This window comes from Bacillus sp. YBsi01 (genome assembly GCF_038406745.1).
GTDB lineage: Bacteria > Bacillota > Bacilli > Bacillales > Bacillaceae > Bacillus > Bacillus siamensis.
This window is the reverse complement of the sequence record NZ_CP151679.1, coordinates 1,099,423-1,121,601: the sequence shown is the minus strand read 5'-3', so window position 1 is coordinate 1,121,601 and position 22,179 is coordinate 1,099,423. Positions and strand designations below refer to the sequence as shown.

Sequence of the window (22,179 nt, the reverse complement as noted above, 5' to 3'; positions counted from 1 at the left end):
TATTATTATGTAAACTAAAAACGAAACATCCAAAAAGGAGGGGCAAATGGATTCATTACAGAACATCGTTTGTGAGCGGCGCACTTATTCACATATTTTTGATTCCCATGTTCACACATACTGTCAAATGCTCTTTCCTCTCGAAGGACAGCTGAACTTGGAAACAGAAAGACGTGAGGTGAGATTAAAACCGGATCAAATGCTGTATATTCCGCCAGGACATGAACACCGGTTCCGTTCTTTGGAGCGAAATGAATGTCTCGTTCTTGACATGCCGGCATATTTTTTAAGCGGCTCATTTGACCCCGGTGTGATCAATAAGCTTGATTCCTTTTGGACTTCGATTCGGTTTCTGCTGACAGAAGAGGCAAAGCAGCAGTCGTCTCATTCATTGAGTCTCCTCGCAGAATATATTGCTGGAAAGATACAAGAAAGCCGTACAAATGATTCAATCACGTATATCCGCCGAAATCTCTCAAAGACTTTTACTATTAAAGAGCTTGCCGCAATCGAACATTACCACCCGGCTTATTATTCTGACTGGTTTAAAAGGCAGACGGGGAAAAGCCCGCAAGCTTATATTTCCGAGCTCCGTCTGAAGAAAGCGGAACAATTGCTTATTGAAACAAAATGCCGGCTGACAGACATCAGTCATGAGGTCGGCTTTCAAAATTTGTCTTCTTTTACCAGGTGGTTTGTCAGACATAAGGGAACAACACCGCGCGCCTATCGAAACACCTTTCAAACAGATAAATAAGCCCAAAGATCGGTTAAATAAACTGTGTCTTTTTTTGGTATCATGATTGTAAAAAAGGAGTTTTTGACATGGCAGTCATCGAAGATTTTATGAAGCTTGATCTCAGAATAGGAACGGTCGTAAAAGCAGAAGAGTTTCCGGAAGCAAAGGTCCCGGCCATTAAGATGACAATAGATTTCGGCGGAGAAATCGGCATAAAGCAATCAAGCGCCCAAATTACAAAACGGTATGCGCCAGGTGATTTGACAGGCAGGCAGGTTACCGCTATTGTCAACTTTCCGCCGCGGCGGATCGCCGGATTCAAGTCAGAAGTTCTCGTTCTCGGCGGCATCCCGGAAAAAGGAGACGTCGTCCTGCTTACGCCCGAGCAGACTGTACCGAACGGAACGAAAATCGGATAATAAAAAAAGACGTTTGCAGAAGCAAACGTCTTTTGCGTATTGAGGCGATACACCACACGCCACATTCGTGTGCGCCGCAAGGGCATGTGCATCGGCTTACACAATTCAGCTCATCGCTATATGAATATAGCATGGCGGCTGTAGAAATGCAAGAGATATTTTAATATATGTTATATCTGGCTTTGTTTTGCCGATCACCATGACTACTTGGTGTAAGGTTTTGTTCAAATTCTATGATCTTGCATAAAACAGTGCGGCAAATGAAAGAGGTTCAGCTTATCTTATATCCCATGGTAAAATTTAGACGGAAAGAAGCGGAAAGGAGACGTAAATGAAGGTATTTGAAGCAGACTCGTTAATCTCAGCTGCAGAAAAGCGGGCAAAACAATACAATCAGATTAGAGAACAATTTATCAATCTCAGAAAAGCTTTTCAGGGAATGGCTGACTTAGATGACAGTGAGTTTTCAGGTAAAGGCGCTGACAACATTAAAGCCTTTTTCCAAGATCACGCTGGTGTCACAGACAGCTGGCTTGATCTGATCGATATGAAGATTGCTTTTCTTAACAGCATTTCTGGAAAAGTAACTGATGCGGGACTATCCGATTCGTTTGTGGAAGAGTCATTTTTAGAACACGAGCTGATTTATGCGAAGAATAAATCACAAGCCATCATGCAAGAGCAACGGAATGAAATGAGAGATATTCTTAATGAGATAAGCGATATTGTTCATCTTGATGTTTTCTCGACAGAGGATGTCGATCAACAGCTGGATTCAGCAGATAAGAAACGGGAAAATACCATACACAAGCTCGGAAAGCTCGATCATGATCTAACGAAGGAATACGCAGAAACCGAAGCGAACGAGCATTTCATCCAAGCTGGCTTTCAACAGCTTCAAATTGCCACGGGCAAAGGAAAAAACGCCACTCCGCTTCACTATAATGCCGAGGCGTACAGAGAAAGTGACATCCATAAGAAAAAAGGCGAGATTACAAGACATTCAGATGCTTATTTGACGATTAAGAAGGAAGAAGCGAAAGAGCGGGAAATCAAGGATTTGAAGAAAAAGCTCGCTGACGGTGTGACCGATCCGGATGAATACTTGGAAATTGCGAAGAAGATCGGTTACGAGAATCTTGAACCTGCCCAGCAGCAATATGTCATTCAGCTTGAACAAGCAAAACAAATGGATGAAGCCGGAGAAATGACTTGGGATATCTTAAAAGGAGCCGGCGTCGGTCTTTATGATGTCGGGAAAGACACGGTAACCGGTTTGTGGCAGCTGACCAGCAAGCCTGATGAAGTTGTTGAAGGTATCATAGGGGCAGTTGCTCATCCAATTAACACGTATAATGCCATTTCAACAGCTATTGAGGAATCGTATCAAAAGGATATGGTAAATGGAGATGCGTATTCCAGGTCAAGATGGGTGACATATGCGGTCGGTTCAGTGGCTGTGGCCGTCGTCGGAACCAAAGGCGCAGGAGCCGTTAACAAAGCTGATGCGGCGGGGAAGGTAATAAATAAAGCTAGTCAAGCAGGGAAGAAAATTAAGGACATCAAGATTTCAGATTTGCTTCCGTATAACTCTAAATATAATCTTGCGATGGCAGGGGACGTGCCATACAATGTGGTTGATAGCCAAAACCTTAAAAATGAACTTTTGACCAATGCAAAGAAAATCCCGGATGGAACGAGAAAGCCGTTTACCGGTCAAGAAATAAACCTTCCTTGGTTAAATAAAGAAAAGTATGGTGCTTTTGAGGTTAAGGGCAAGGTAAAAGCAAAAGGAAAAGTTAAAGACATAAGCCGCAGAGTGTATACTATGAAAGATATTGATATTAACCAAAAAACAGAATTTGGCGCAACAAATCTTCAGCTTATGAAAAACGGCAATGCTCCTTATGCAAAAGATGGCACACAGATTAATTTACATCACTTGATTCAAGAAGAACCTGGCCCAATGCTTGAAATCCCAAACAGTTTACATACAAAATATAGTGATGTGATTCATAAGCTTAAGACTGATGGTGAAAGTTTTAGAAATGATAAGATTTTAAAAGCACAGTATGAAAGCTTTCGAAAGAGATATTGGAAGTGGAGAGCGAAACAATTTGAGAATGAGAATTGAGGTGTTTAAATTAAATGATTTATTCGAAGGTTGAAAACTTTATTAATGAAAACAAACAAAATGCTATATTCACAGAGGGTGCAAGCCATGAAAACATAACTCGCATTGAAGAAAAACTTCAATGCCAACTTCCTATTAGTTATAAATGGTTTTTAGAAAAATACGGTGCTGGCGGTTTATTCGGTGTTTTAGTTTTAGGCTACAACTTTGATCATGCATCAGTTGTAAATAGAACTAATGAATATAAAGAACACTATAGCCTTACTGATGGACTTGTGGTTATTGAAGATGTTGATTACTTTGCTTACTGTCTAGATACGAATAAAATGAAAGACGGAGAATGTCCTGTAGTTGAATGGGATAGGGTAATTGGTTATCAAGATACTGTTGCAGAAAGCTTTATTGAATTTTTTTATAATAAGATTAAGGAAGCGAAAGATGACTGGGAAGAAGATGAAGACTGGGACGATTAATAAAAGAAAGCTCTCTTTTAGAGAGCTTTTTTCAGGTTTTTAATTTTTTAACAGGATTCATAATGAGCAAACAGGCATTGCTCAAAATACTCGCCGCACCTATCCAAAGCAGCCATTGTGTTTCGGTCAGCCACGAGGCAGTTAGGATAAAGAATCCAATGGCAATTGATATATAATTGCCGGCTCGGTCCAGTTTGCGTTTGCTATGAATTTTATATTTGGCATGAGAAATAAATTGAGCAGTTTTATTTTTCTGCTCATAGCTTTTTTCCTTTATCTTATTCTCTGCCTCTTTTACTTTTCGATAAAGCATATTATTCATCGTCTGCACTCCCGTATCGCCGTTTTGAAAATTCAGCCATGATTTTTTCTTCATAGCCATCTGAGATGAATTGAGCCTGGTCTTCAACTTTCAAATGTGCTTTTTCTTCAAAACCATCCTGTTCCTCACCATCAAAACGATAAAGTTTTTGCAATAGCCTCCAGAATGTTTCAACTTCTTCAGTTGTGAATTCATGAAACATATCCGCTAAAAAATAGGTGGATTTTTCTGAACAGGAAATTAACGCTTTTGTTCCTTCAGGGGTAATCTCAATATTGATTGCACGTTTATCCAGTTTGCTTGGCACAGTGTGAACATATCCTTTTTTCGCAAGGCTTGAAATTAATTTGTTAGCGGTTTGTTTTGTTGTGCCCAGCTTTTTAGCGATATTCATAAGTGTGGTATCTTCCGTCGGTAAATGGGCAATAGCAATAAGAGTCATGTGCTGTCGGGAAGTCAACATTTCTAAGTATTCGTCTCCGCGAGTTTGCACCTTATTGACGACCGAAAACAGTGATGTGTAACTTTGTTGCATAAAATGCAGTTCTTTCATTAGTAAATTAATATCCATAAGTGATCTCCAATCTAAATTGTCACCATGTTGACAATTACAACATACCTCGAAATGGGAAATAAGTCAACATGGTGACTAAAAGGGGGTACGGCTGTTTTACAAATGTCACAGGCAGTCGGAGTGTTTTCAAAAGGTGAAATAAGTATAATAAATGCGAAAAGGGCATTAATCCAAAGCGAGAAGGTGTTTGGTATGCAGAAAGTGAACTGGTCAGAACAGTATGAATGGTTCAATAAACAGGATGAAAAAGACGGGCGTTTAATGGCGCTCCTTCGTCATGAGCTTGCATATGAGGAAGTCATACGGTTATATACGAAAGGGTTTTATTTGAAGTCCAAAGAAGGGGATGTTTCGTTAAGTAAGAACGATATCTGTCGTATGTTTGGGGTTGAAGAGAGGCAGGGCGGCAAATCTTAATGAACGGGAAGAGGAGAACTCTCTTCCCGCTATTCACGGCAGCTGTTATTCTTTTTCCAGCATGGCAGTCAGCCATTCTCGTAATGCAGTTTTCTGTACATACCGCTTTCCGTTTCTGGTGATATGCGGAATATCGGAAGTGTCAGGCACGATTTGTTTTGCTTCTTCCTTAGTCACTCCTAAATAATAGCCAATGTAGAAGTGAAGATCTTTTTCTTTGATGAGAATCTGGTCAGTGTGCTCATGAGGATCAGGTGATTTAAAGTTTTTTAATCCGTCTCCTATGAAATATCCGGCTAAAGCGATGCCAATGCCGGTAATGATATCCATACAGCAAACCTCCAATAAAAGTTATTATGTTTTATACGGTCAAATCCGCCGAAAGGATTCACTTTCAGTAAGAGCGGGGGAGCCTATTTTTGCTTTCCGATCTTTTCCACCTGTACCTTTCCGGAGAAGAAAACAGCGCCTCCGCCCATATCTGCAAGCCGATCGGGAGTGAGTGAATTGACCAGCTGTTTTTTATCATCCGCGTCAGCCCAAAGACCTTGGCTGACTGCAACGCCGGGAAGCACTTGTTCGCCGACTGAAGCTGTCAATTCACATTCGCCGCGGTTGTTCCATATTCTCACGATTTCCCCGTCTTCGATGTTCCGGCGCTCAGCATCTTTTGTATGAATAAAAAGCTTTGGCGCTTTTTCCAGTTTTACGTGTTTTTCATTATTCGAAAATGTCGAGTTTAAAAAGTTATGATTCGGTCCCGGGACAAATAACAGCGGGAAATCATCATCGCTCTCAAGAGGGATGTGTGTCGGCAGCGCCGGATAACCGTCCTGTTTCATCTTTTCAGAATATAACTCAATTTTTCCGCTCGGCGTCTTGAGCTTGCCAGGAAAAAGCGGTTTTTTTCGATTGGCTCTCATGAAAGAATGGGATGAAAGCGAATCGTAATCAATATCCTCGATATACGGATTGGCGGGAAAGTCCAGCGCCTGTCTGATTAATTCTTCATCGGAATCCTGAAGCTCCTGCTCGGTAAAGCCCATCGCCCCGGCAAGCAAACGGAACACTTCCGTATTCGATTTGCTGTCCCCATATGGTTCGATCACCGGTTTTTGCAGCTGAATAAAATGATGCCAGTAAGACGTGTAAAAATCCGTGTTTTCAAAGGCGGATGAAGCAGGGAGCACGATATCCGCATATTTGGCGGTTTCCGTTAAAAACAGATCGTGAACGACTGTAAATAAATCTTCCCGCTGCAGGCCTTTTCTGACTTTATTCGCTTCCGGGGCAACTACCGCGGGATTGGTTCCGTAAATAAACAAGGAGCGTACGGGCGGTGTTGTTTCTAAAAGAACGCTTCCGAGTCTGTTCATATTAAATGATCTTGGCTTCCTGCCATAAAGCAGATCAGGCCGCTGGAGCGCTTGTCTGTTATAGTTTAATATCGCGCTGTTGTGCTTGATTGCGCCTCCCCCGGTGCGGAGCCACTGTCCTGTCACAGCCGGAAGGCAGGCGACGGTGCGGACGATCATTCCGCCATTGTCATGGTGCTGAATGCCGTTTCCGATCCTGATAAGGGAAGGGGAGGTTTCGCCGTACATTCTCGCAAGTCGTCTGATATCGTCTGCTTTAACGCCTGTTATAACAGAAACCGTTTCAGGATCATACTGTTTGACATGCGCTTTTAATTCTTCACTGCCTTCGGTGTACTCTGTGAGAAATGCTTCATCGTGAAGGTTCTCGGCAAATAAAACATGCATGATACCGAGAGCGAGTGCGGCATCTGTGCCGGGGCGAATGGGAATAAACCAATCGGCAAGCCGGCCTGTTTGGTTCTTATGTACATCGATAACGACAATTTTAGCTCCTTTTTTCCGGGCTTTTTGAGCAATCATGACCTGATGCATATTCGTGCTGACGGCATTGATTCCCCAGAAAATAAAGAGCTTTGCATGTATGGTCTCTTCCGGATCAGTACCTGTGCCTTCTCCCATTGTATAGTTATAGCCCTCCGATCCGGCTTTGCTGCAGATCGTCCGTTCGAGCTGGCTCGCCCCGAGTCGGTAGAAAAAACGGCGGTCCATTCCCTCTGCCGCCAGTTTTCCCATATTGCCGTAAAAGCTGTACGGGAGAATGCTTTCCGCTCCTTCTTCGGCAATAAGCTCTTTCCAGCGCGCACTGATCGTATTGATTGCTTCGTCCCATGAAATAGGCGCAAACACAGCTTTGCCTTTTTCGCCGATCCGTTTTAACGGGACGGTTAAACGTTTTTCATCATAAATGCGCTCAGCCATGTGTCTGACTTTGTTGCAAATATTCCCTGATGTGACCGGGTGATCCGGGTCTCCCTGAATGTTAACGATTTTTCCGTCTTTTTTTGTCACAAGTAAGCCGCATTGATCGGGACAGTCCAGTGAGCACACCGATTTAAAGACGCCGTTTGGCTGTTTTGCAGCAGAATTCATAGCCATTTCTCCTCTTTTTTTATATTGTAAGCATTATAACATTTCGAAATAGATCGTCAATTCAGAAAAAAAGTATTGACATCACGGAAGGACTTATCTATGATGAGTTTATTCTTTTTAAAAGCCTGACAATTTCATCATTTTATTTTCTATCAAGAGAGGTGGAGGGACTGGCCCTATGAAACCTCGGCAACATTTATTGTGCCAATTCCAGCAAGCGTATGCTTGAAAGATAGGAAAGAATGGTCTATACATATTTGTGCGCTTCAAGCGGATAAAGACGGTATATGAATCTCTTTCCTTCTTCGGGGAAAGAGATTTTTTTGTGAAAAATTTATGTGAAAAGGATGTTTTGCACCATGACGGTTTTAATTACCGCACCATATCACGACGAGGGGCTGAAGGAGCTGACAGATCTGTTCGGGCGGACTGTGCACCTGCCGTGGAAGAAGCACGGCCGGGCCTATCGGGAAGATGAATTAATCCGGATGATTCAAGAGACAAACGCGTCGGGGCTTATTACCGAACTTGATGAGGTATCAGAGCGAGTGATTGATATATTGCCGGATTCCGCTTTTATCGGCGTCTGCAGAGGGATGCCGTCTAATGTGGATATCACGGCGGCGACTAAAAGAAAAATTCCTGTCTTCTTTACACCGGCCCGCAATGCCCAGGCTGTTGCTGAAATGTTTATCGGAAATGTCATTTCGTTTTTGCGCCACACGTATTCTTCTCATCAATGGCTGAAGGCCGGGAAGTGGAATGGTGATTATTTGCAGGCTTACGTCAAATTCAGGGGAAATGAGCTGACGGGGAAAACAGTCGGCCTTATCGGTTTCGGAGCTGTAGGACAGAGAATCGCCCGGCTGTTGTCGGCTTTTGACTGCAAGGTGCTGTACTATGACCCCTTTGTCAATCATGAGAACCGGGAGTATGAAAAAACGACGATTGAACGGGTATTTTCTGAAAGTGATATTGTCTCCGTTCATTTGCCGCGCACCGAAGAAACCATCGGCCTAATCGGCGCCCGGCATTTTCAATTGATGAAGCAAGAAGCTGTTTTTGTCAATACATCAAGAGCGGCGGTTACAGACGGAAAAGAGCTGCTGCGGGTGCTGAAAGAACGGAGGATTAAAGGAGCGATCCTTGACGTGTTTTATCAGGAACCGCCTGAATCTTCTGATTATGAATTGATCTCACTGCCGAATGTGTTCGCGACTCCCCATTTAGCGGGCGCAACATTTGAGGTGGAGGATCATCATGTGAGGATTTTAAATGAGGCGCTTTTTAAATGGAAAAAAGATCAGCTCTGCTCAATACGTGAACTTTATAACAAAAGAGAACTTGAGATGGAAGGATAGAAGAAGGAGGAGGCTGTAATGGCTGAACAAAAAGGCTACCTTGTATTTGACATCGGGACGGGGAATGCGCGAGTCGCGGTTGTGACTGCCGGCGGCGACGTGACCGCACTGGAAAGGGAAGACATTGAATATGTGACGGATCCGCTTTATCCGGACGGCCGTTATTTCTCGCCGGAAAGATTATGGATGCAAATCAGCGCTATGGCAAAAAAGGCTATTGCTAAAAGCCCTCATATTACATTAATCGGAATCACCTCAACAAGCCAGAGGCAGGGAATTGTTCTGATTAATAAAGATAAAAAGGCGTTTCTCGGTCTGCCCAACATTGATAATAGAGGGCGCGAATGGGAGGGAGAGATCGAGTTAAAAGAAGAAGTGCATCAGCGCGCCGGACGCCTTCCGAGCGCTTTATTTTCCGCCATGAAACTTGTCGGGTTAAAAAAAAGACAGCCGTCATTATGGAAAGAAGTGAAGTACATCACAAGCATCAGTGACTGGGTGACATTTGAGCTGAGCGGAATTTTAAGCTATGAACCGTCACAGGCCGCTGAAACACTGCTGTTTGACGTAAGGGAAAAGGCGTGGTCAGAGAAGTTATGCAGCATCTTCGGGGTGCCTTCTGCCATTCTTCCTTCACTCGTCCGATCTGGGACGGTTGTCGGAATGTTAACGTTTAAAAAAGCGGCTGTTCTCGGTCTTTCTGAAAGAGTGCCTGTGATTGCAGGCGGGGGAGACACACAGCTTGCCATTAAAAGTGCAGATGCAAAGCCGGGAGATATCGTCATCGTATCCGGCACGACGACGCCGATTACAAAGATAACAGCGGAGCCCGGAACCGAAAGTTTAGAGAATGCATGGCTGAATTGCCATACAGAAGAAGGTCAATGGCTTCTTGAAACTAATCCGGGTGTAACAGGACTCAATTATCAAAAATTAAAATCCATTTTTTATCCGAATGAATCCTACGGCGTCATGGAACGGGAAATCGCCAGTCTGCCGAAACATGATCAAGCGTGTGTTTCTGCGTTAGGCTCCTATTTATCGCCTGAAAAAAACGCACTCGCAAAAGGCGGATTTATTTTTGATGCCCCGCTATCCCAAAGTTTAAGCCGAGCGCATTTTGTCAAAGCCGCTCTGATGGAAATCGCTTTTTCAATCAAATGGAACTATGAGGCGTTAATAGAAGTGACTTCCTTTTCCCAAAATGTGAAGGTGTGCGGCGGGGGTTTCCAAAGTGCTGCGTTGACACAGTTTCTTGCTAACCTTCTGCAAAAGAAGATTTATAAGAGAGAAGGCTTCAGCCAGGCATCCGTAATGGGGGCGGCGATGATCTGCAACGAAGCTCTCGGTGTGAAAGAAGAACTTTCGAACCGCACAAAGCTAATTGAACCGGAATCGGATCAGACGGATCTCTTCCTATATGAAGAATGGAAACATACGCAAAAATTATTTGCGCATTTTCAGCCAGCGGTGAAAGCCTGACTTGGGGATGAGATGACAACATGAAAGATTGCTGAGGAGGAACAAAAATGCTTAATAAAATAGGAATTCCGAAACAGCTTGCCTGGGGATTTTTAGGGGTCGTGCTGTTTATGATGGGGGACGGCCTTGAACAAGGCTGGCTCAGCCCGTTTTTAGTTGAAAACGGCTTGACAGTACAGCAATCAGCATCCTTGTTTACGGTTTACGGTATTTCTCTCGCTGTGGCGTCTTGGTTTTCAGGCGTCTGTCTCGAAGCCTTCGGCGCAAAGCGGACGATGTTTATGGGGCTGTTGTTTTACGTTATCGGAACAGCCGCGTTTATCGCATACGGATTTGAAAATCTAAATTTGCCGGTTATGTATGTCACGTATTTTATTAAAGGGCTGGGCTACCCGCTGTTTGCCTATTCATTTTTGACATGGGTGATCTACCGGTCGCCGAAAAGCAAGCTCAGTACGGCGGTCGGCTGGTTCTGGATTGCTTATTGCTGCGGGATGTTTGTATTCGGCGCCTGGTATTCAAGCTGGGCCATCAAATCTTTCGGCTATTTGAATACGCTGTGGAGTTCGATTTTTTGGGTATGCCTCGGCGCTTTTTTTGCTTTGATTTTAAATAGGGACCGCTTTGAAAAGAAAAAAGCAAGTAAACAGGAAAAGGTGCAGGAATTACTGAAAGGAATCACCATCCTTGCTGAAAATCCGCGTGTTCTTTCAGGGGGGATTGTTCGGATCATCAACAGCATCGGAACATACGGATTTCCGGTATTTCTCCCAATGCATATGGCGCAGCACGGTATTTCTACAAATGTATGGCTGCAGATTTGGGGAACGATCTTTCTCGGCAATATCGTCTTTAACTTAATCTTCGGTGCAGTCGGCGATGCGTTCGGCTGGAAAAAGACTGTCATGTGGTTCGGGGGAGCGGGCTGCGGCATTTTTACCCTTTTATTATATTATGCTCCTGTTGTATCACATGGGAACTTGCTTTTCGTCAGCATTGTCGGCTTTATTTGGGGAGGGCTTCTGGCCGGATTCGTTCCGATCGGAGCTATCGTGCCGACGGCGGCCGGCAGCGATAAAGGTGCTGCCATGTCTGTATTAAATCTGGCCGCGGGCCTGTCGGCATTTGTCGGCCCCGCGCTTGCCTGGGCGTTTATCGGGCTTGTCGGCGCACAAGGCGTAGTATGGATTTTCGCGGCGCTCTATTTCGTAAGTGCAATCCTGACAAATCAAATCAAAATACCTGAAGAGAAAACGGCAAAACAAGATAAATCATTGCCTGAATATGCTTCTTAACAAAAACGCCCCGAAGGCTCGGGGCGTTTTTTACAGCTTCTGAAGAAACTCGGCAAAGCGCTGAATTTGTTCACGTAACGATTGTTTGTTTTCGTGAAATTGTTTGAAACGATGTCCGTTTGCGCCGGACGGATGCGGGAAGCCTTCCAAAATGACCGCATGATTCATCCTCCCGTTCTTCTTCAGCATGCGGCAGGCGGATTCTGCTGCTTTACCGAGAGGGATAAGCAGAATGTCCTTTTTCATCATTTCTATTTCGTCCGGAAAATATTTCAGCGCATAACGGCTGAGAAGAGCTGACCTGCTGATTAGCGGCTGATGTCCCGTATAGTTTTTCTGTTTATAAAAAACAGGGTGTTTGATAACGGATGTCGTATGAAGCAGCTCCCGTTTTGAACCAAATAAACAGGATGAATTCTCAACTCGGAGCGCGGCCGGCAGACCGCATTCATTAAGCATTTCGATCATGTGTTGCCTCATGGAACCGGAAAGCCCGGCCGCTTTTTTTGTCTCATATGCTACCACCTCAAGAGATTCGCCGTTTTTTAAAAGCTGTGCCGCTGCTTTGTAAGCCCGCTGCATCTGAAAAAAACCGGGTGTAATTCCGGAAATGACAACTGCAGCATGTGGGTTGATATACTCATTATGAGGCGAATAATACATATCCAGATCTCCGTCCTTTGCTAAATGGAACTCCGGATTCAGCAAATCCGATTTTGTAAATCCTCCCGAAGATGATAATGCTTTAAGCTGGCGTAAAAAATGTGCAAGCCGCTCACGATTGCAAATCATATTATGCCTCCTTGAACCCGCTCATTCTATTAGTGTCAGCAAAAACGACGGATGACATGCAGGCTCATAAATCGCTTTTACCGGCGTTCCAGAGCATCTTCAGGACATGAGGCGTTCCTTTTGCTTCGGCAGCCGTCGTTTGCACGGCTGTTTTTTTAGTGAGAAAGTCTTCCTGCAGTTCTTTCTGCTTTTGTGATAACAGACGGGTTTCTGTTTTGATTTCTTCAACGGACGTCTGCATGGACGCTGCCGTGGCGTTAATCTTCTTTATATCAGGCGCTGTGTTTCTTTTAAAACGCACGGCTGATACGGCTAAATAAACCAATGCGGCAGCCGCAACGGCAGCACTGATATACAAAATAATAATCATCTGCTTTTCACTCCTTTTTTTCAGTTGATACCCTTTATAGAGATTGATGAATCATTTTATTTGCTAATTGTTTTTTTTCTGCTTATAATGTGAAATCGTACATAAGGACATTCAGAAAGGGTGAAAGACGTGGAAAATATACAGAACAAAACGGCTCTTATCACGGGTGCGGGCAGAGGAATCGGCCGCGCCGCCGCTATTGCTTTAGCGAAAGAAGGAGTCAATATCGGTTTAATCGGCCGCACTGAAGCAAATGTGAAAAAGGTTGCAGAAGAAGTGGAAGCCCTTGGTGTAAAGGCATCATTCGCTGCTGCCGATGTGAAAAGCCAAAAAGAGGTCGAACAAGCCGTCGCTTCTATTAAAGAAGATCTCGGTGAGATTGACATCCTGATTAACAATGCCGGAATCAGCAAATTCGGCGGATTTTTAGATCTTACGCCAGAAGAGTGGGAAGACATCATTCAAGTTAATGTAATGGGTGTGTACCATGTGACACGCGCCGTTCTTCCTGAAATGATTGAGAGAAAATCAGGAGATATCATTAATATTTCCTCTACGGCCGGCCAAAGAGGCGCCGCGGCGACAAGTGCGTACAGCGCTTCGAAATTTGCCGTTCTCGGTTTGACTGAATCTCTCATGCAGGAAGTGAGAAAACACAATATCCGTGTCAGCGCAATGACTCCGAGCACGGTTGCCAGCGATATGTCAATTGAATTAAATCTGACAGACGGCAATCCGGAAAAAGTCATGCAGCCTGAGGATCTTGCAGAATATATGGTTGCTCAATTGAAATTACATCCGCGCATTTTCATCAAAACTGCCGGTTTATGGTCAACCAATCCTTAAAAAACGGGATCTGTCTTTTTAGACAGGTCTTTTTTTGTTTCCTTAAAACTGAATGAGCAGATATAAAGGATTTGTGCGAAAAAAAGGAATGAAAAAGAAACCGATATCAGTTATAATTAAACTAAATAAACTATGTACCAAATGTTCAATTATATTTTTTCCCGCCGCTCTAAAAAACAAATAAATACAAATTAAACTGTTCGCACAATAAAAGGGGAAACGGAATATAAAGAGAATATTTAGTACATGGAATAATTTGTTATATGGAAGGGTGTGCACATATTGAAAGAAGAAAAAAGAAGTTCAACCGGTTTTTTAGTGAAACAAAGGGCTTTTTTAAAGCTTTACCTGATTACAATGACAGAGCAGGAACGGCTTTACGGACTGAAGCTTCTCGAGGTGCTGCGCTCCGAATTTAAACCCATCGGTTTTAAGCCGAATCATACTGAGGTATACCGGTCACTCCACGAACTCTTGGATGACGGGATCTTAAAACAGGTAAAGGTCAAAAAAGAAGGAGCCAAACTCCAGGAAGTCGTTCTCTATCAATTTAAAGACTATGAAGCTGCGAAGCTTTACAAAAAACAGCTTAAGACAGAGCTTGACCGCTGCAAAAAGCTGATAGAAAAAGCCCTGTCAGATAATTTTTAAATCTGTCCGGAACACACCCCGCCGCCCGGGCTCAGGCGGTGTGTTCTGTGATTCATTATACATAATAGCAGACAGGGAACAATACATATCAATAAAACCTTCAAACTTGACATTGACTCCTGACGTGATAACATAAAAAACGTGTGAAAAATGCGAACAAAATACGAACAAGGGAGATGTTACCGATCTTAGATCAAAAGAAAGTTGCTTTTATAGGAGCAGGATCAATGGCTGAAGGAATGATATCAGGCATGGTCCGCGCAAAAAAAATTCCCAATCAAAACATCTGCGTGACAAACCGCCAAAATACAGAGCGACTCGCTGAATTGGAACATCAATACGGAATTCAAGGCACAGCTTTTGACAGCATGAAAACCGAAGACATTGATGTCTTTATTTTAGCTATGAAACCGAAGGATGCTGAAATCGCTCTGGAGACGCTGAAACGGCGTATTCAACCTCATCAAATCATCCTGTCTGTCTTGGCAGGCATAACAACCTCATTTATACAGCAATCATTACATGAGAATCAGCCGGTTGTAAGAGTCATGCCGAACACATCCAGCATGATCGGCGAATCGGCAACAGCTGCGGCTTTCGGAGACCATGTCTCTCAAAGTTCAGCACAAACTGCGGTATCCCTTCTGGAATGTCTCGGTGAAGTATATGTGATCAAGGAAGATCAGATGGACATTTTCACCGGCATCGCAGGCAGCGGACCGGCGTACTTTTATTATTTAATGGAGTTTATCGAAAAAGCAGGTGAAGAAGCCGGCTTAGATAAACAACTGTCCCGCAAAATCGGCGCGCAAACATTATTAGGCGCAGCAAAAATGCTGATGGAGACGGGGGAAAAACCGGATGTGCTTCGAGAAAACATCACCTCTCCAAACGGCACGACAGAAGCCGGCCTTGATGCGCTCAGGTCTGAAGGCGGCGGGGAAGCCATTGCCAAAGCCATTAAACATGCGACCGAACGTTCTATTGAGATCAGCAAAACAATTGAAAAAACAGCAGCACTATAAAATAAAAACAGGAGTGATACAGTGACGTCTCGGACGGAGATCAAAAGAGTCGCGGTGAAAATCGGCAGCAGCTCACTGACGAGCCTGCACGGAGAAATCAGCAGAAGAAAACTGGAGACATTGGTGGATCAAATCGCACAGCTGAAAGACAGCGGTTATGAAGTGATTTTAGTATCTTCCGGCGCAGTGGCGGCAGGTTATCGGAAGCTCGGCTTTATTCAGAAACCGGAAAGCCTCCCCGAAAAACAGGCTTCTGCTTCCATCGGGCAGGGATTATTAATGGAAGCTTATTCAAAGCTGTTTTTAGCGCACGGTTATGTCGCGTCACAAATTTTAATTACAAGAAGCGACTTTTCTGATGAATACCGCTATCATAATGTCCGCAATACGATGAATGTCCTTTTGGAACGAGGCATTATTCCGATTATTAATGAAAATGACACCGTCACAGTCAATCGGCTGAAATTCGGTGATAATGATACACTCGCGGCAAAGGTCGCAGGCTTAATTGATGCCGACATGCTTGTGATTTTATCAGATATCGACGGATTATATGATGATAATCCGCGCAGCAACCCTGAAGCGGCACGAATCAGACATGTAAGTGACATCACCCCGGAAATAGAAGCAAGCGCGGGAGATGCCGGGAGTGAGATAGGGACCGGCGGAATGCGTTCAAAGCTGGATGCTTTTAAAATTGTGATGGCCTCCGGTATTAAAGGTTTCCTCGGGCAGGCTAACGCCCCGGACATTCTGCTTCAAGCGGTAGAAGAGGCGGCTGAAGGAACTTATTTTGAAGCGGAAGGAACCCTCCCGTTAAACCACAAAGAACAATGGCTTGCATTTAATTCCGGCCCCGAAGGCGAGATTGTGATGGAGAAGAAAAGCAGCCGCGATATAGCGAACGGAAATGTGGCGCTGTCACCGCAGGATATCGAACAGATTAACGGCAGATTCAGCAGCGGGGCGGTTGTCAGACTGCTTGATCAGCAGGGAGAAGAGCTTGGGCTCGGCATCGTCAATTATTCCTCAGCTCAGCTGAAGACATATAAAGAAACGCCGCATAAACAGACCGGTCAATCAGTCATCGATCCGGAAGCGTTTGTCTGCCACGTTGAACTGTCCATCCCGATCGGCTGAGAAAAATCAATAAAACATGGCAAAGCCCGAGGCTTCGTTTTGAAGCTCGGGTTTGTTTTTATTGATATTGTTCAAGTTTGGAGAAAAATTGAATGACAAAATGATAGAAATCATTCGCAGACGGAGCCAGTTCTCTGCCTTTTGGCTTAATAATGCCTACGGTGCGCTTCACTTGAGGGAATTCAATCGGAATTTTGACCGTGAACCGAGGTGTGGTTTCAGCAAAGGTGCTTTCAGGTAATAAAGTAACGCCCATGCCTGCGGAGACTAATCCTTTAATGGCATCTAAATCCTCGCCCTCCGTTGATACAAGCGGCGCAAAGCCTGCCTGTCTGCAAGCGTCAATCGCCATATTGCGGAGAATAAATCCTTCAGGAAATAAAACAAATTGGTCGCCGCGCAGATCAATTAAATGGATATTTTTTTGTTTGGCAAGCGGATGATGCAGCGGAACAAGCGCGTAAATCTTTTCTGTGAATAAGATATTGCCTGTTATGTCGGGAAATTCCGTCGGAACGGGGCCGAGAAGCGCCGCATCTATGTCCCTGTTTCTTACGGCTTCAATTAAAAACTTATAAGATCCTTGGCGGAGCAAAAACTCAACGTTCGGGTGCTCCTCTTTAAATGCTGAAATCACTGTCGGCAAAAGCTGACTTGCAAGGCTCGTCGGGAATCCTATTTTGACGGTTCCGCGATTAGGATCAAGATATTCATCGATTTGTTCCTTCGCGTAATCAATTGCTTTCATCGCTGTTTTAACATGTTCTAAAAATTGTTTGCCGATCGGCGTTAACTTAATATTTCTGCCTTCCCGTTCAAATAAAGTGACCTTCAGCTCTTCTTCAAGATTTGCAATCTGCCTGCTGATGGCAGATTGGGCGACATGAAGATGATCAGCCGCTTCTGACACATGTTCCCGTTCTGCTACCTCCATAAAATACCGAAGCTGGCGTAATTCCATTGCGTTCACACCTATCTATCTCATTTTGAGATGTATTTGATCTAAATTATATATTGTTTATATTGTTTTGAAAACTTACAATTAATTTAAAGTTGTCAGATTTTATGACCGATAATTAACGGAAACTGATCGGGGGAGAGGAATTATGACTTACAATCAAATGCCGAAAGCACAAGGTCTCTACCGTCCGGAATTTGAGCATGATGCATGCGGAATCGGCTTGTATGCCCATTTAAAAGGGAAACCTTCACATGACATTGTGAAAAAAGGACTGCAGATGCTTTGCCAGCTGGATCACAGAGGAGGACAGGGCAGTGACCCGAATACGGGAGACGGCGCCGGCCTGATGGTTCAGATCCCTGATGCTTTTTTTAAGAAAGAGTGCGGAGAAATGAAGCTGCCTGAAAAAGGCCGTTACGGGGTAGGAATGGTCTTTTTCTCGCAAAATGAAGAGGAAAGAAAAAAGATCGAAAAACAGGTGAATGCATTCATTGAGCAGGAAGGGCAGACCGTTCTCGGCTGGAGAACCGTCCCCGTTAATGTCGGAAAAATCGGAACAGTGGCACAAAGTACTTGCCCGTACGTGCGCCAAGTATTTATCGGTGCCGCAAACGATTTGAAAGACAGCCTTGCTTTTGAACGCAAACTGTATGTCATCCGGAAGCAGGCTGAAAATTGGGGTGTTCAGAAACAGCTTGATTTTTACTTCGCAAGCCTGTCAAGCCAGACTATCGTTTATAAAGGTTTGTTAACGCCTGAGCAGGTTGACGCTTTTTATTTGGATTTGCAGGATGAAACCTTCGTATCTGCATTTTCACTCGTACATTCACGGTTCAGCACAAATACCTTTCCTACTTGGGAACGTGCCCATCCGAACCGCTATCTGATCCATAACGGAGAAATCAATACGCTCCGGGGCAATATCAATTGGATGCGGGCGAGAGAGCAGCAGTTTGTTTCAGAAAGCTTCGGAGACGATCTTCATAAAGTGCTGCCGATTTTAAATGCTGAGGGCAGTGACTCATCCATTCTTGATAATGCGTTTGAATTTTTCGTGATGGCGGGACGGAAGCCGGCACATACGGCAATGATGCTGATCCCGGAACCATGGACCGAAAACACTCACATGTCTAAAGCGAAACGGGCTTTTTACGAATATCACAGCTCTTTAATGGAGCCGTGGGACGGACCGACTGCCATTTCGTTTACGGACGGTAAACAAATCGGCGCCATCCTTGACCGTAACGGCCTTCGTCCGGCACGTTACTATGTGACAAAAGATGACCATATTATTTTCTCATCTGAGGTGGGCGTTATTGAAGTGGAGCAGGAAAACATTCTTCATAAAAAACGCCTGGAACCCGGAAAAATGCTGCTCATTGACTTAGAGGAAGGCCGGATTATTTCAGATGAAGAAGTAAAAACGGAAATCGCCAATGAATTCCCGTATCAAAAATGGCTTGAAGAGGAATTGGTTCAAGTGAATCCTGATCCGGAAATCCGGGAAGAGGAACAATTCGATGATCTTCTCGTCCGGCAAAAAGCATTTGGCTATACGTATGAAGATATTCAGAAATATTTAATTCCTGTTATTAAAGAAGGCAAAGACCCGCTCGGCTCCATGGGAAATGACTCGCCGCTCGCCGTTTTATCCGATCGTGCCCAATCACTGTTTCATTATTTTAAACAGCTGTTTGCGCAAGTCACAAACCCGCCGATTGACGCGATCCGCGAGCAGCTGGTGACCTCCACGGTGACATGGCTCGGAGCTGAAGGCGATCTGCTGCATCCGAGTGAAAGAAATGCCCGCCGCATTAAACTGTACACTCCTGTATTATCTAACGAACAGTTTTATGCGCTGAAAACACTTGTGCATCCTGACATTAAGAGCCAGAACATCCGCACGCTGTTTTCCGATGACCTGGAAAAAGGCCTGAAGGATTTGTTTCAGCAGGCGGAAAAAGCGATCAAGGAAGGCGTATCTCTGTTAATTTTATCTGACAGGGCAATGAGTAAAGAATTGACGCCGATTCCGCCGCTTTTGGCCGTCAGTGCGCTGCATCAGCATTTGATCTGTCAAGGTCTGCGTACTAAAGCAAGCATTATCGTTGAATCAGGCGAAGCGCGCGAAGTTCATCACTTTGCGGCTCTCATCGGATATGGGGCCGATGCTGTCAATCCGTATTTGACTTATGCTACGTATAAGCAGGAAATCGATGAAGGACGGCTTGATATTTCGTATGAAGAAGCTGTCAGCAAATACGGAAAGAGCGTGACAGAAGGCGTCGTGAAAGTGATGTCAAAAATGGGGATTTCAACTGTGCAAAGTTACAGGGGCGCCCAAATTTTTGAAGCGGTCGGCATCGGTGAAGACGTCATCTCCAAATACTTTACGGGAACTGCATCCCAGCTTGGCGGAATTGATATCGAAACGATCGCGCAAGAAGCAAAACAGCGTCATCAAGCGGCTTACAAGGATGATTACAGCCAAACTCTTGAGCCGGGTAGTGAATTCCAATGGCGAAACGGGGGAGAGCACCACGCTTTCAATCCGAAAACCATCCATACCCTGCAATGGGCGTGCCGCAAGAATGATTACAGCCTGTTTAAGCAATATTCTCATGCAGCGGATGAAGAACGAATCGGATTTTTACGTAATCTGTTCGCATTCAAAGAAGACCGCAAACCTTTAAAATTAGAAGAAGTCGAATCAGCTGCGTCCATCGTGAAACGTTTTAAAACAGGGGCGATGTCGTTCGGTTCATTAAGCAAGGAAGCGCATGAAGCTTTGGCAATAGCGATGAACCGGCTCGGCGGAAAAAGCAACAGCGGAGAAGGCGGAGAAGACCCGAAACGTTTTATTCCGGATGAAAATGGCGACGACAGAAGAAGTGCAATTAAACAGATCGCATCCGGCCGTTTCGGCGTAAAAAGCCATTATCTCGTCAATGCGGATGAATTGCAGATCAAAATGGCGCAAGGGGCGAAGCCGGGAGAAGGCGGCCAGCTTCCGGGCAACAAAGTATATCCTTGGGTCGCGGATGTCCGCGGTTCTACACCAGGTGTCGGGCTGATTTCACCGCCTCCTCATCATGACATTTATTCAATTGAAGATCTGGCTCAGCTGATACATGATTTGAAAAATGCAAATCGAAACGCGCGAATCAGCGTCAAGCTCGTGTCAAAAGCCGGCGTCGGCACGATTGCGGCCGGTGTGGCAAAAGGTACGGCGGATGTCATCGTCATCAGCGGGTACGACGGCGGAACGGGTGCTTCACCGAAAACGAGTATTAAACATACAGGTCTTCCGTGGGAGCTTGGTCTTGCAGAAGCACACCAAACGCTGATGCTGAACGGTTTACGGGATCGCGTGGTATTGGAAACGGACGGTAAGCTGATGACAGGGCGCGACGTCGTGATGGCCGCCTTGCTAGGCGCGGAAGAATTCGGCTTTGCCACAGCGCCGCTCGTCGTTCTAGGCTGCGTCATGATGCGCGCCTGCCACTTAGATACATGTCCTGTAGGTGTCGCGACGCAAAATCCGGAGCTTCGCAAAAAGTTTATGGGCGATCCTGATCATATCGTAAACTACATGCTGTTTGTCGCGGAAGAAGTGCGTGAATATATGGCGCAGTTAGGTTTTAAAACGCTGGATGAAATGATCGGCCGCACAGACGTTCTTCATGTCAGCGAACGTGCAAAAGCGCATTGGAAAGCGGGACAGCTTGATTTGTCCACGCTGCTGTATCAGCCTGAAGGCGTGCGCACTTTCCGGACTGCGCAAAATCATAAAATCGGTCAGTCACTTGATATGACGGAAATTCTTCCGGCGGTGCAGGCTGCAATTGAAGCCGGTCAGGAAGCGGAAGCGGAAATCAAGATCAATAATACAAATCGCGTAGCCGGAACCGTGACGGGAAGTGAAATTTCCAAGCGCTACGGAGCGGAAGGACTGCCGGATGATACGATCAGGCTCCATTTCACCGGATCAGCCGGACAGAGTTTCGGCGCATTTGTCCCTAAAGGGATGACGCTTCATTTGACCGGGGATTCAAATGACTACGTAGGAAAAGGGCTGTCAGGCGGAAAAATCATCGTGAAAGCACCTGATGCCTTCAATTGCGAAACGCATGAGAACGTTATTATCGGGAACGTCGCCTTTTACGGAGCAACAAGCGGGGAAGCGTACATTAACGGGCGCGCCGGTGAACGTTTTGCGGTCCGCAACAGCGGAGTCAATGTCGTTGTAGAAGGTATCGGAGATCACGGCTGTGAATACATGACAGGCGGCCGGGTTGTCGTCCTCGGTGAAGTCGGCAAAAACTTCGGAGCGGGGATGTCAGGCGGTATCGCATACGTCCTGAGCGATGATGCCAAAACATTTAAACGCAAATGCAATATGGAAATGATTTCATTTGAAAAACTGACGGATGAAACGGAGATCAGAGAAGTAAAAGAGATGGTCAAACGGCATGCGGCGCTGACAAACAGCAAAAAAGCCGCAGACCTCCTGGATCATTGGGAAGACGCCGCAGAGACCTTTATCAAAGTCATTCCGAAAAACTATAAACAAATGCTCCTCAGCATCGAAGAACAAAAAGCGGCGGGTTTATCAGAAGAAGACGCCATTATGTATGCTTTTGAAGCCAACACAAAGGCTCACCAAACGCCGGCCAAAGATCAAAAACAAGCGGTAGTGCAGTAAGAAAG

At 44.9% G+C, this 22,179-nt stretch carries 19 protein-coding genes, 1 pseudogene and 1 riboswitch; of the genes and pseudogenes, 13 read left to right on the top strand and 7 right to left on the bottom strand.

Annotation, left to right across the window (positions count from 1 at the left end):
- The first annotated feature begins 46 nt into the window (after nucleotides 1–46).
- The 4 genes from AADZ70_RS05420 (at nucleotide 47) to yobK (ending at nucleotide 3,765) form a co-directional block, all read left to right on the top strand.
- Nucleotides 47–757: a helix-turn-helix domain-containing protein gene (locus AADZ70_RS05420; protein WP_342007846.1), complete on the top strand. Its 711-nt coding sequence runs from the start codon at nucleotides 47–49 to the stop codon at nucleotides 755–757.
- Nucleotides 758–825: 68 nt separating this feature from the next.
- Nucleotides 826–1,158, top strand: coding sequence for a chaperone CsaA (gene csaA, locus AADZ70_RS05415; protein ID WP_045926183.1), 333 nt, complete (start codon nucleotides 826–828; stop codon nucleotides 1,156–1,158).
- 331 nt (nucleotides 1,159–1,489) lie between these two features.
- Nucleotides 1,490–3,292, top strand: coding sequence for a T7SS effector LXG polymorphic toxin (locus tag AADZ70_RS05410; RefSeq protein ID WP_342007845.1), 1,803 nt, complete (start codon nucleotides 1,490–1,492; stop codon nucleotides 3,290–3,292).
- 14 nt (nucleotides 3,293–3,306) lie between these two features.
- Nucleotides 3,307–3,765, top strand: a complete 459-nt coding sequence (yobK, locus tag AADZ70_RS05405) for a type VII secretion system immunity protein YobK (RefSeq protein ID WP_099745013.1) — start codon at nucleotides 3,307–3,309, stop codon at nucleotides 3,763–3,765.
- A gap of 31 nt (nucleotides 3,766–3,796) precedes the next feature.
- Here the strand turns inward: yobK and AADZ70_RS05400 are convergent, their stop codons facing one another.
- Nucleotides 3,797–4,087, bottom strand: a complete 291-nt coding sequence (locus tag AADZ70_RS05400; RefSeq protein WP_342007844.1) for a hypothetical protein — start codon at nucleotides 4,085–4,087, stop codon at nucleotides 3,797–3,799.
- Nucleotides 4,080–4,658: a MarR family transcriptional regulator gene (locus AADZ70_RS05395; protein WP_342007843.1), complete on the bottom strand. Its 579-nt coding sequence runs from the start codon at nucleotides 4,656–4,658 to the stop codon at nucleotides 4,080–4,082. The genes AADZ70_RS05400 and AADZ70_RS05395 overlap by 8 nt, the downstream gene beginning before the upstream one ends.
- A 195-nt stretch (nucleotides 4,659–4,853) precedes the next feature.
- Between AADZ70_RS05395 and AADZ70_RS05390 the strand changes: the two genes are divergently transcribed.
- Nucleotides 4,854–5,078, top strand: a complete 225-nt coding sequence (locus tag AADZ70_RS05390; RefSeq protein WP_045926188.1) for a hypothetical protein — start codon at nucleotides 4,854–4,856, stop codon at nucleotides 5,076–5,078.
- 45 nt (nucleotides 5,079–5,123) lie between these two features.
- Here AADZ70_RS05390 and AADZ70_RS05385 read toward each other — a convergent pair whose 3' ends face one another.
- Together AADZ70_RS05385 and AADZ70_RS05380 are read right to left on the bottom strand one after the other, a co-directional pair.
- Entirely contained in the window at nucleotides 5,124–5,408 is a 285-nt protein-coding gene (locus AADZ70_RS05385; RefSeq protein ID WP_016936576.1) for a hypothetical protein, read from the bottom strand.
- Between the two features lie 83 nt (nucleotides 5,409–5,491).
- Nucleotides 5,492–7,546 (bottom strand): molybdopterin oxidoreductase family protein, encoded by a 2,055-nt coding sequence (locus tag AADZ70_RS05380; protein WP_342007842.1) that lies wholly within the window; start codon nucleotides 7,544–7,546, stop codon nucleotides 5,492–5,494.
- A gap of 146 nt (nucleotides 7,547–7,692) precedes the next feature.
- Nucleotides 7,693–7,785, top strand: a riboswitch (SAM riboswitch).
- Nucleotides 7,786–7,905: 120 nt separating this feature from the next.
- Between AADZ70_RS05380 and AADZ70_RS05375 the strand changes: the two are divergent.
- The 3 genes and pseudogenes from AADZ70_RS05375 (at nucleotide 7,906) to AADZ70_RS05365 (ending at nucleotide 11,684) form a co-directional block, all read left to right on the top strand.
- Nucleotides 7,906–8,933: pseudogene (locus AADZ70_RS05375) on the top strand (2-hydroxyacid dehydrogenase).
- On the top strand, nucleotides 8,926–10,389 hold the full coding sequence (locus AADZ70_RS05370) for an FGGY family carbohydrate kinase (RefSeq protein ID WP_095241650.1): 1,464 nt from the start codon (nucleotides 8,926–8,928) through the stop codon (nucleotides 10,387–10,389). The pseudogene AADZ70_RS05375 and the gene AADZ70_RS05370 overlap by 8 nt, the downstream one beginning before the upstream one ends.
- Before the next feature lie 47 nt (nucleotides 10,390–10,436).
- Nucleotides 10,437–11,684: an RbtT/DalT/CsbX family MFS transporter gene (locus AADZ70_RS05365; protein ID WP_342007841.1), complete on the top strand. Its 1,248-nt coding sequence runs from the start codon at nucleotides 10,437–10,439 to the stop codon at nucleotides 11,682–11,684.
- Between the two features lie 30 nt (nucleotides 11,685–11,714).
- Here the strand turns inward: AADZ70_RS05365 and AADZ70_RS05360 are convergent, their stop codons facing one another.
- Together AADZ70_RS05360 and AADZ70_RS05355 are read right to left on the bottom strand one after the other, a co-directional pair.
- Nucleotides 11,715–12,476 (bottom strand): hypothetical protein, encoded by a 762-nt coding sequence (locus tag AADZ70_RS05360; protein WP_342007840.1) that lies wholly within the window; start codon nucleotides 12,474–12,476, stop codon nucleotides 11,715–11,717.
- 64 nt (nucleotides 12,477–12,540) lie between these two features.
- Nucleotides 12,541–12,846: a DUF948 domain-containing protein gene (locus AADZ70_RS05355; RefSeq protein WP_269774971.1), complete on the bottom strand. Its 306-nt coding sequence runs from the start codon at nucleotides 12,844–12,846 to the stop codon at nucleotides 12,541–12,543.
- Between the two features lie 129 nt (nucleotides 12,847–12,975).
- Here AADZ70_RS05355 and AADZ70_RS05350 point away from each other — a divergent pair, with 129 nt between their 5' ends.
- The 4 genes from AADZ70_RS05350 (at nucleotide 12,976) to proB (ending at nucleotide 16,508) form a co-directional block, all read left to right on the top strand.
- A complete protein-coding gene (locus tag AADZ70_RS05350; protein ID WP_016936569.1) occupies nucleotides 12,976–13,692 on the top strand; it encodes a 3-ketoacyl-ACP reductase in 717 nt (238 codons plus the stop codon).
- A gap of 282 nt (nucleotides 13,693–13,974) precedes the next feature.
- Nucleotides 13,975–14,343, top strand: a complete 369-nt coding sequence (gene rtp, locus AADZ70_RS05345) for a replication termination protein (RefSeq protein WP_045926195.1) — start codon at nucleotides 13,975–13,977, stop codon at nucleotides 14,341–14,343.
- A gap of 176 nt (nucleotides 14,344–14,519) precedes the next feature.
- Nucleotides 14,520–15,368 carry a pyrroline-5-carboxylate reductase gene (proC, locus tag AADZ70_RS05340; protein WP_342007839.1) on the top strand — a complete coding sequence of 283 codons (849 nt, stop codon included), beginning with the start codon at nucleotides 14,520–14,522 and terminating at the stop codon, nucleotides 15,366–15,368.
- A gap of 21 nt (nucleotides 15,369–15,389) precedes the next feature.
- Entirely contained in the window at nucleotides 15,390–16,508 is a 1,119-nt protein-coding gene (gene proB / locus AADZ70_RS05335; RefSeq protein ID WP_016936566.1) for a glutamate 5-kinase, read from the top strand.
- A gap of 58 nt (nucleotides 16,509–16,566) precedes the next feature.
- Here proB and AADZ70_RS05330 read toward each other — a convergent pair whose 3' ends face one another.
- Nucleotides 16,567–17,469 (bottom strand): LysR family transcriptional regulator, encoded by a 903-nt coding sequence (locus tag AADZ70_RS05330; protein ID WP_016936565.1) that lies wholly within the window; start codon nucleotides 17,467–17,469, stop codon nucleotides 16,567–16,569.
- Nucleotides 17,470–17,614: 145 nt separating this feature from the next.
- Here AADZ70_RS05330 and gltB point away from each other — a divergent pair, with 145 nt between their 5' ends.
- Nucleotides 17,615–22,174 carry a glutamate synthase large subunit gene (gene gltB / locus AADZ70_RS05325; protein ID WP_342007838.1) on the top strand — a complete coding sequence of 1,520 codons (4,560 nt, stop codon included), beginning with the start codon at nucleotides 17,615–17,617 and terminating at the stop codon, nucleotides 22,172–22,174.
- Nucleotides 22,175–22,179 lie beyond the last annotated feature (5 nt).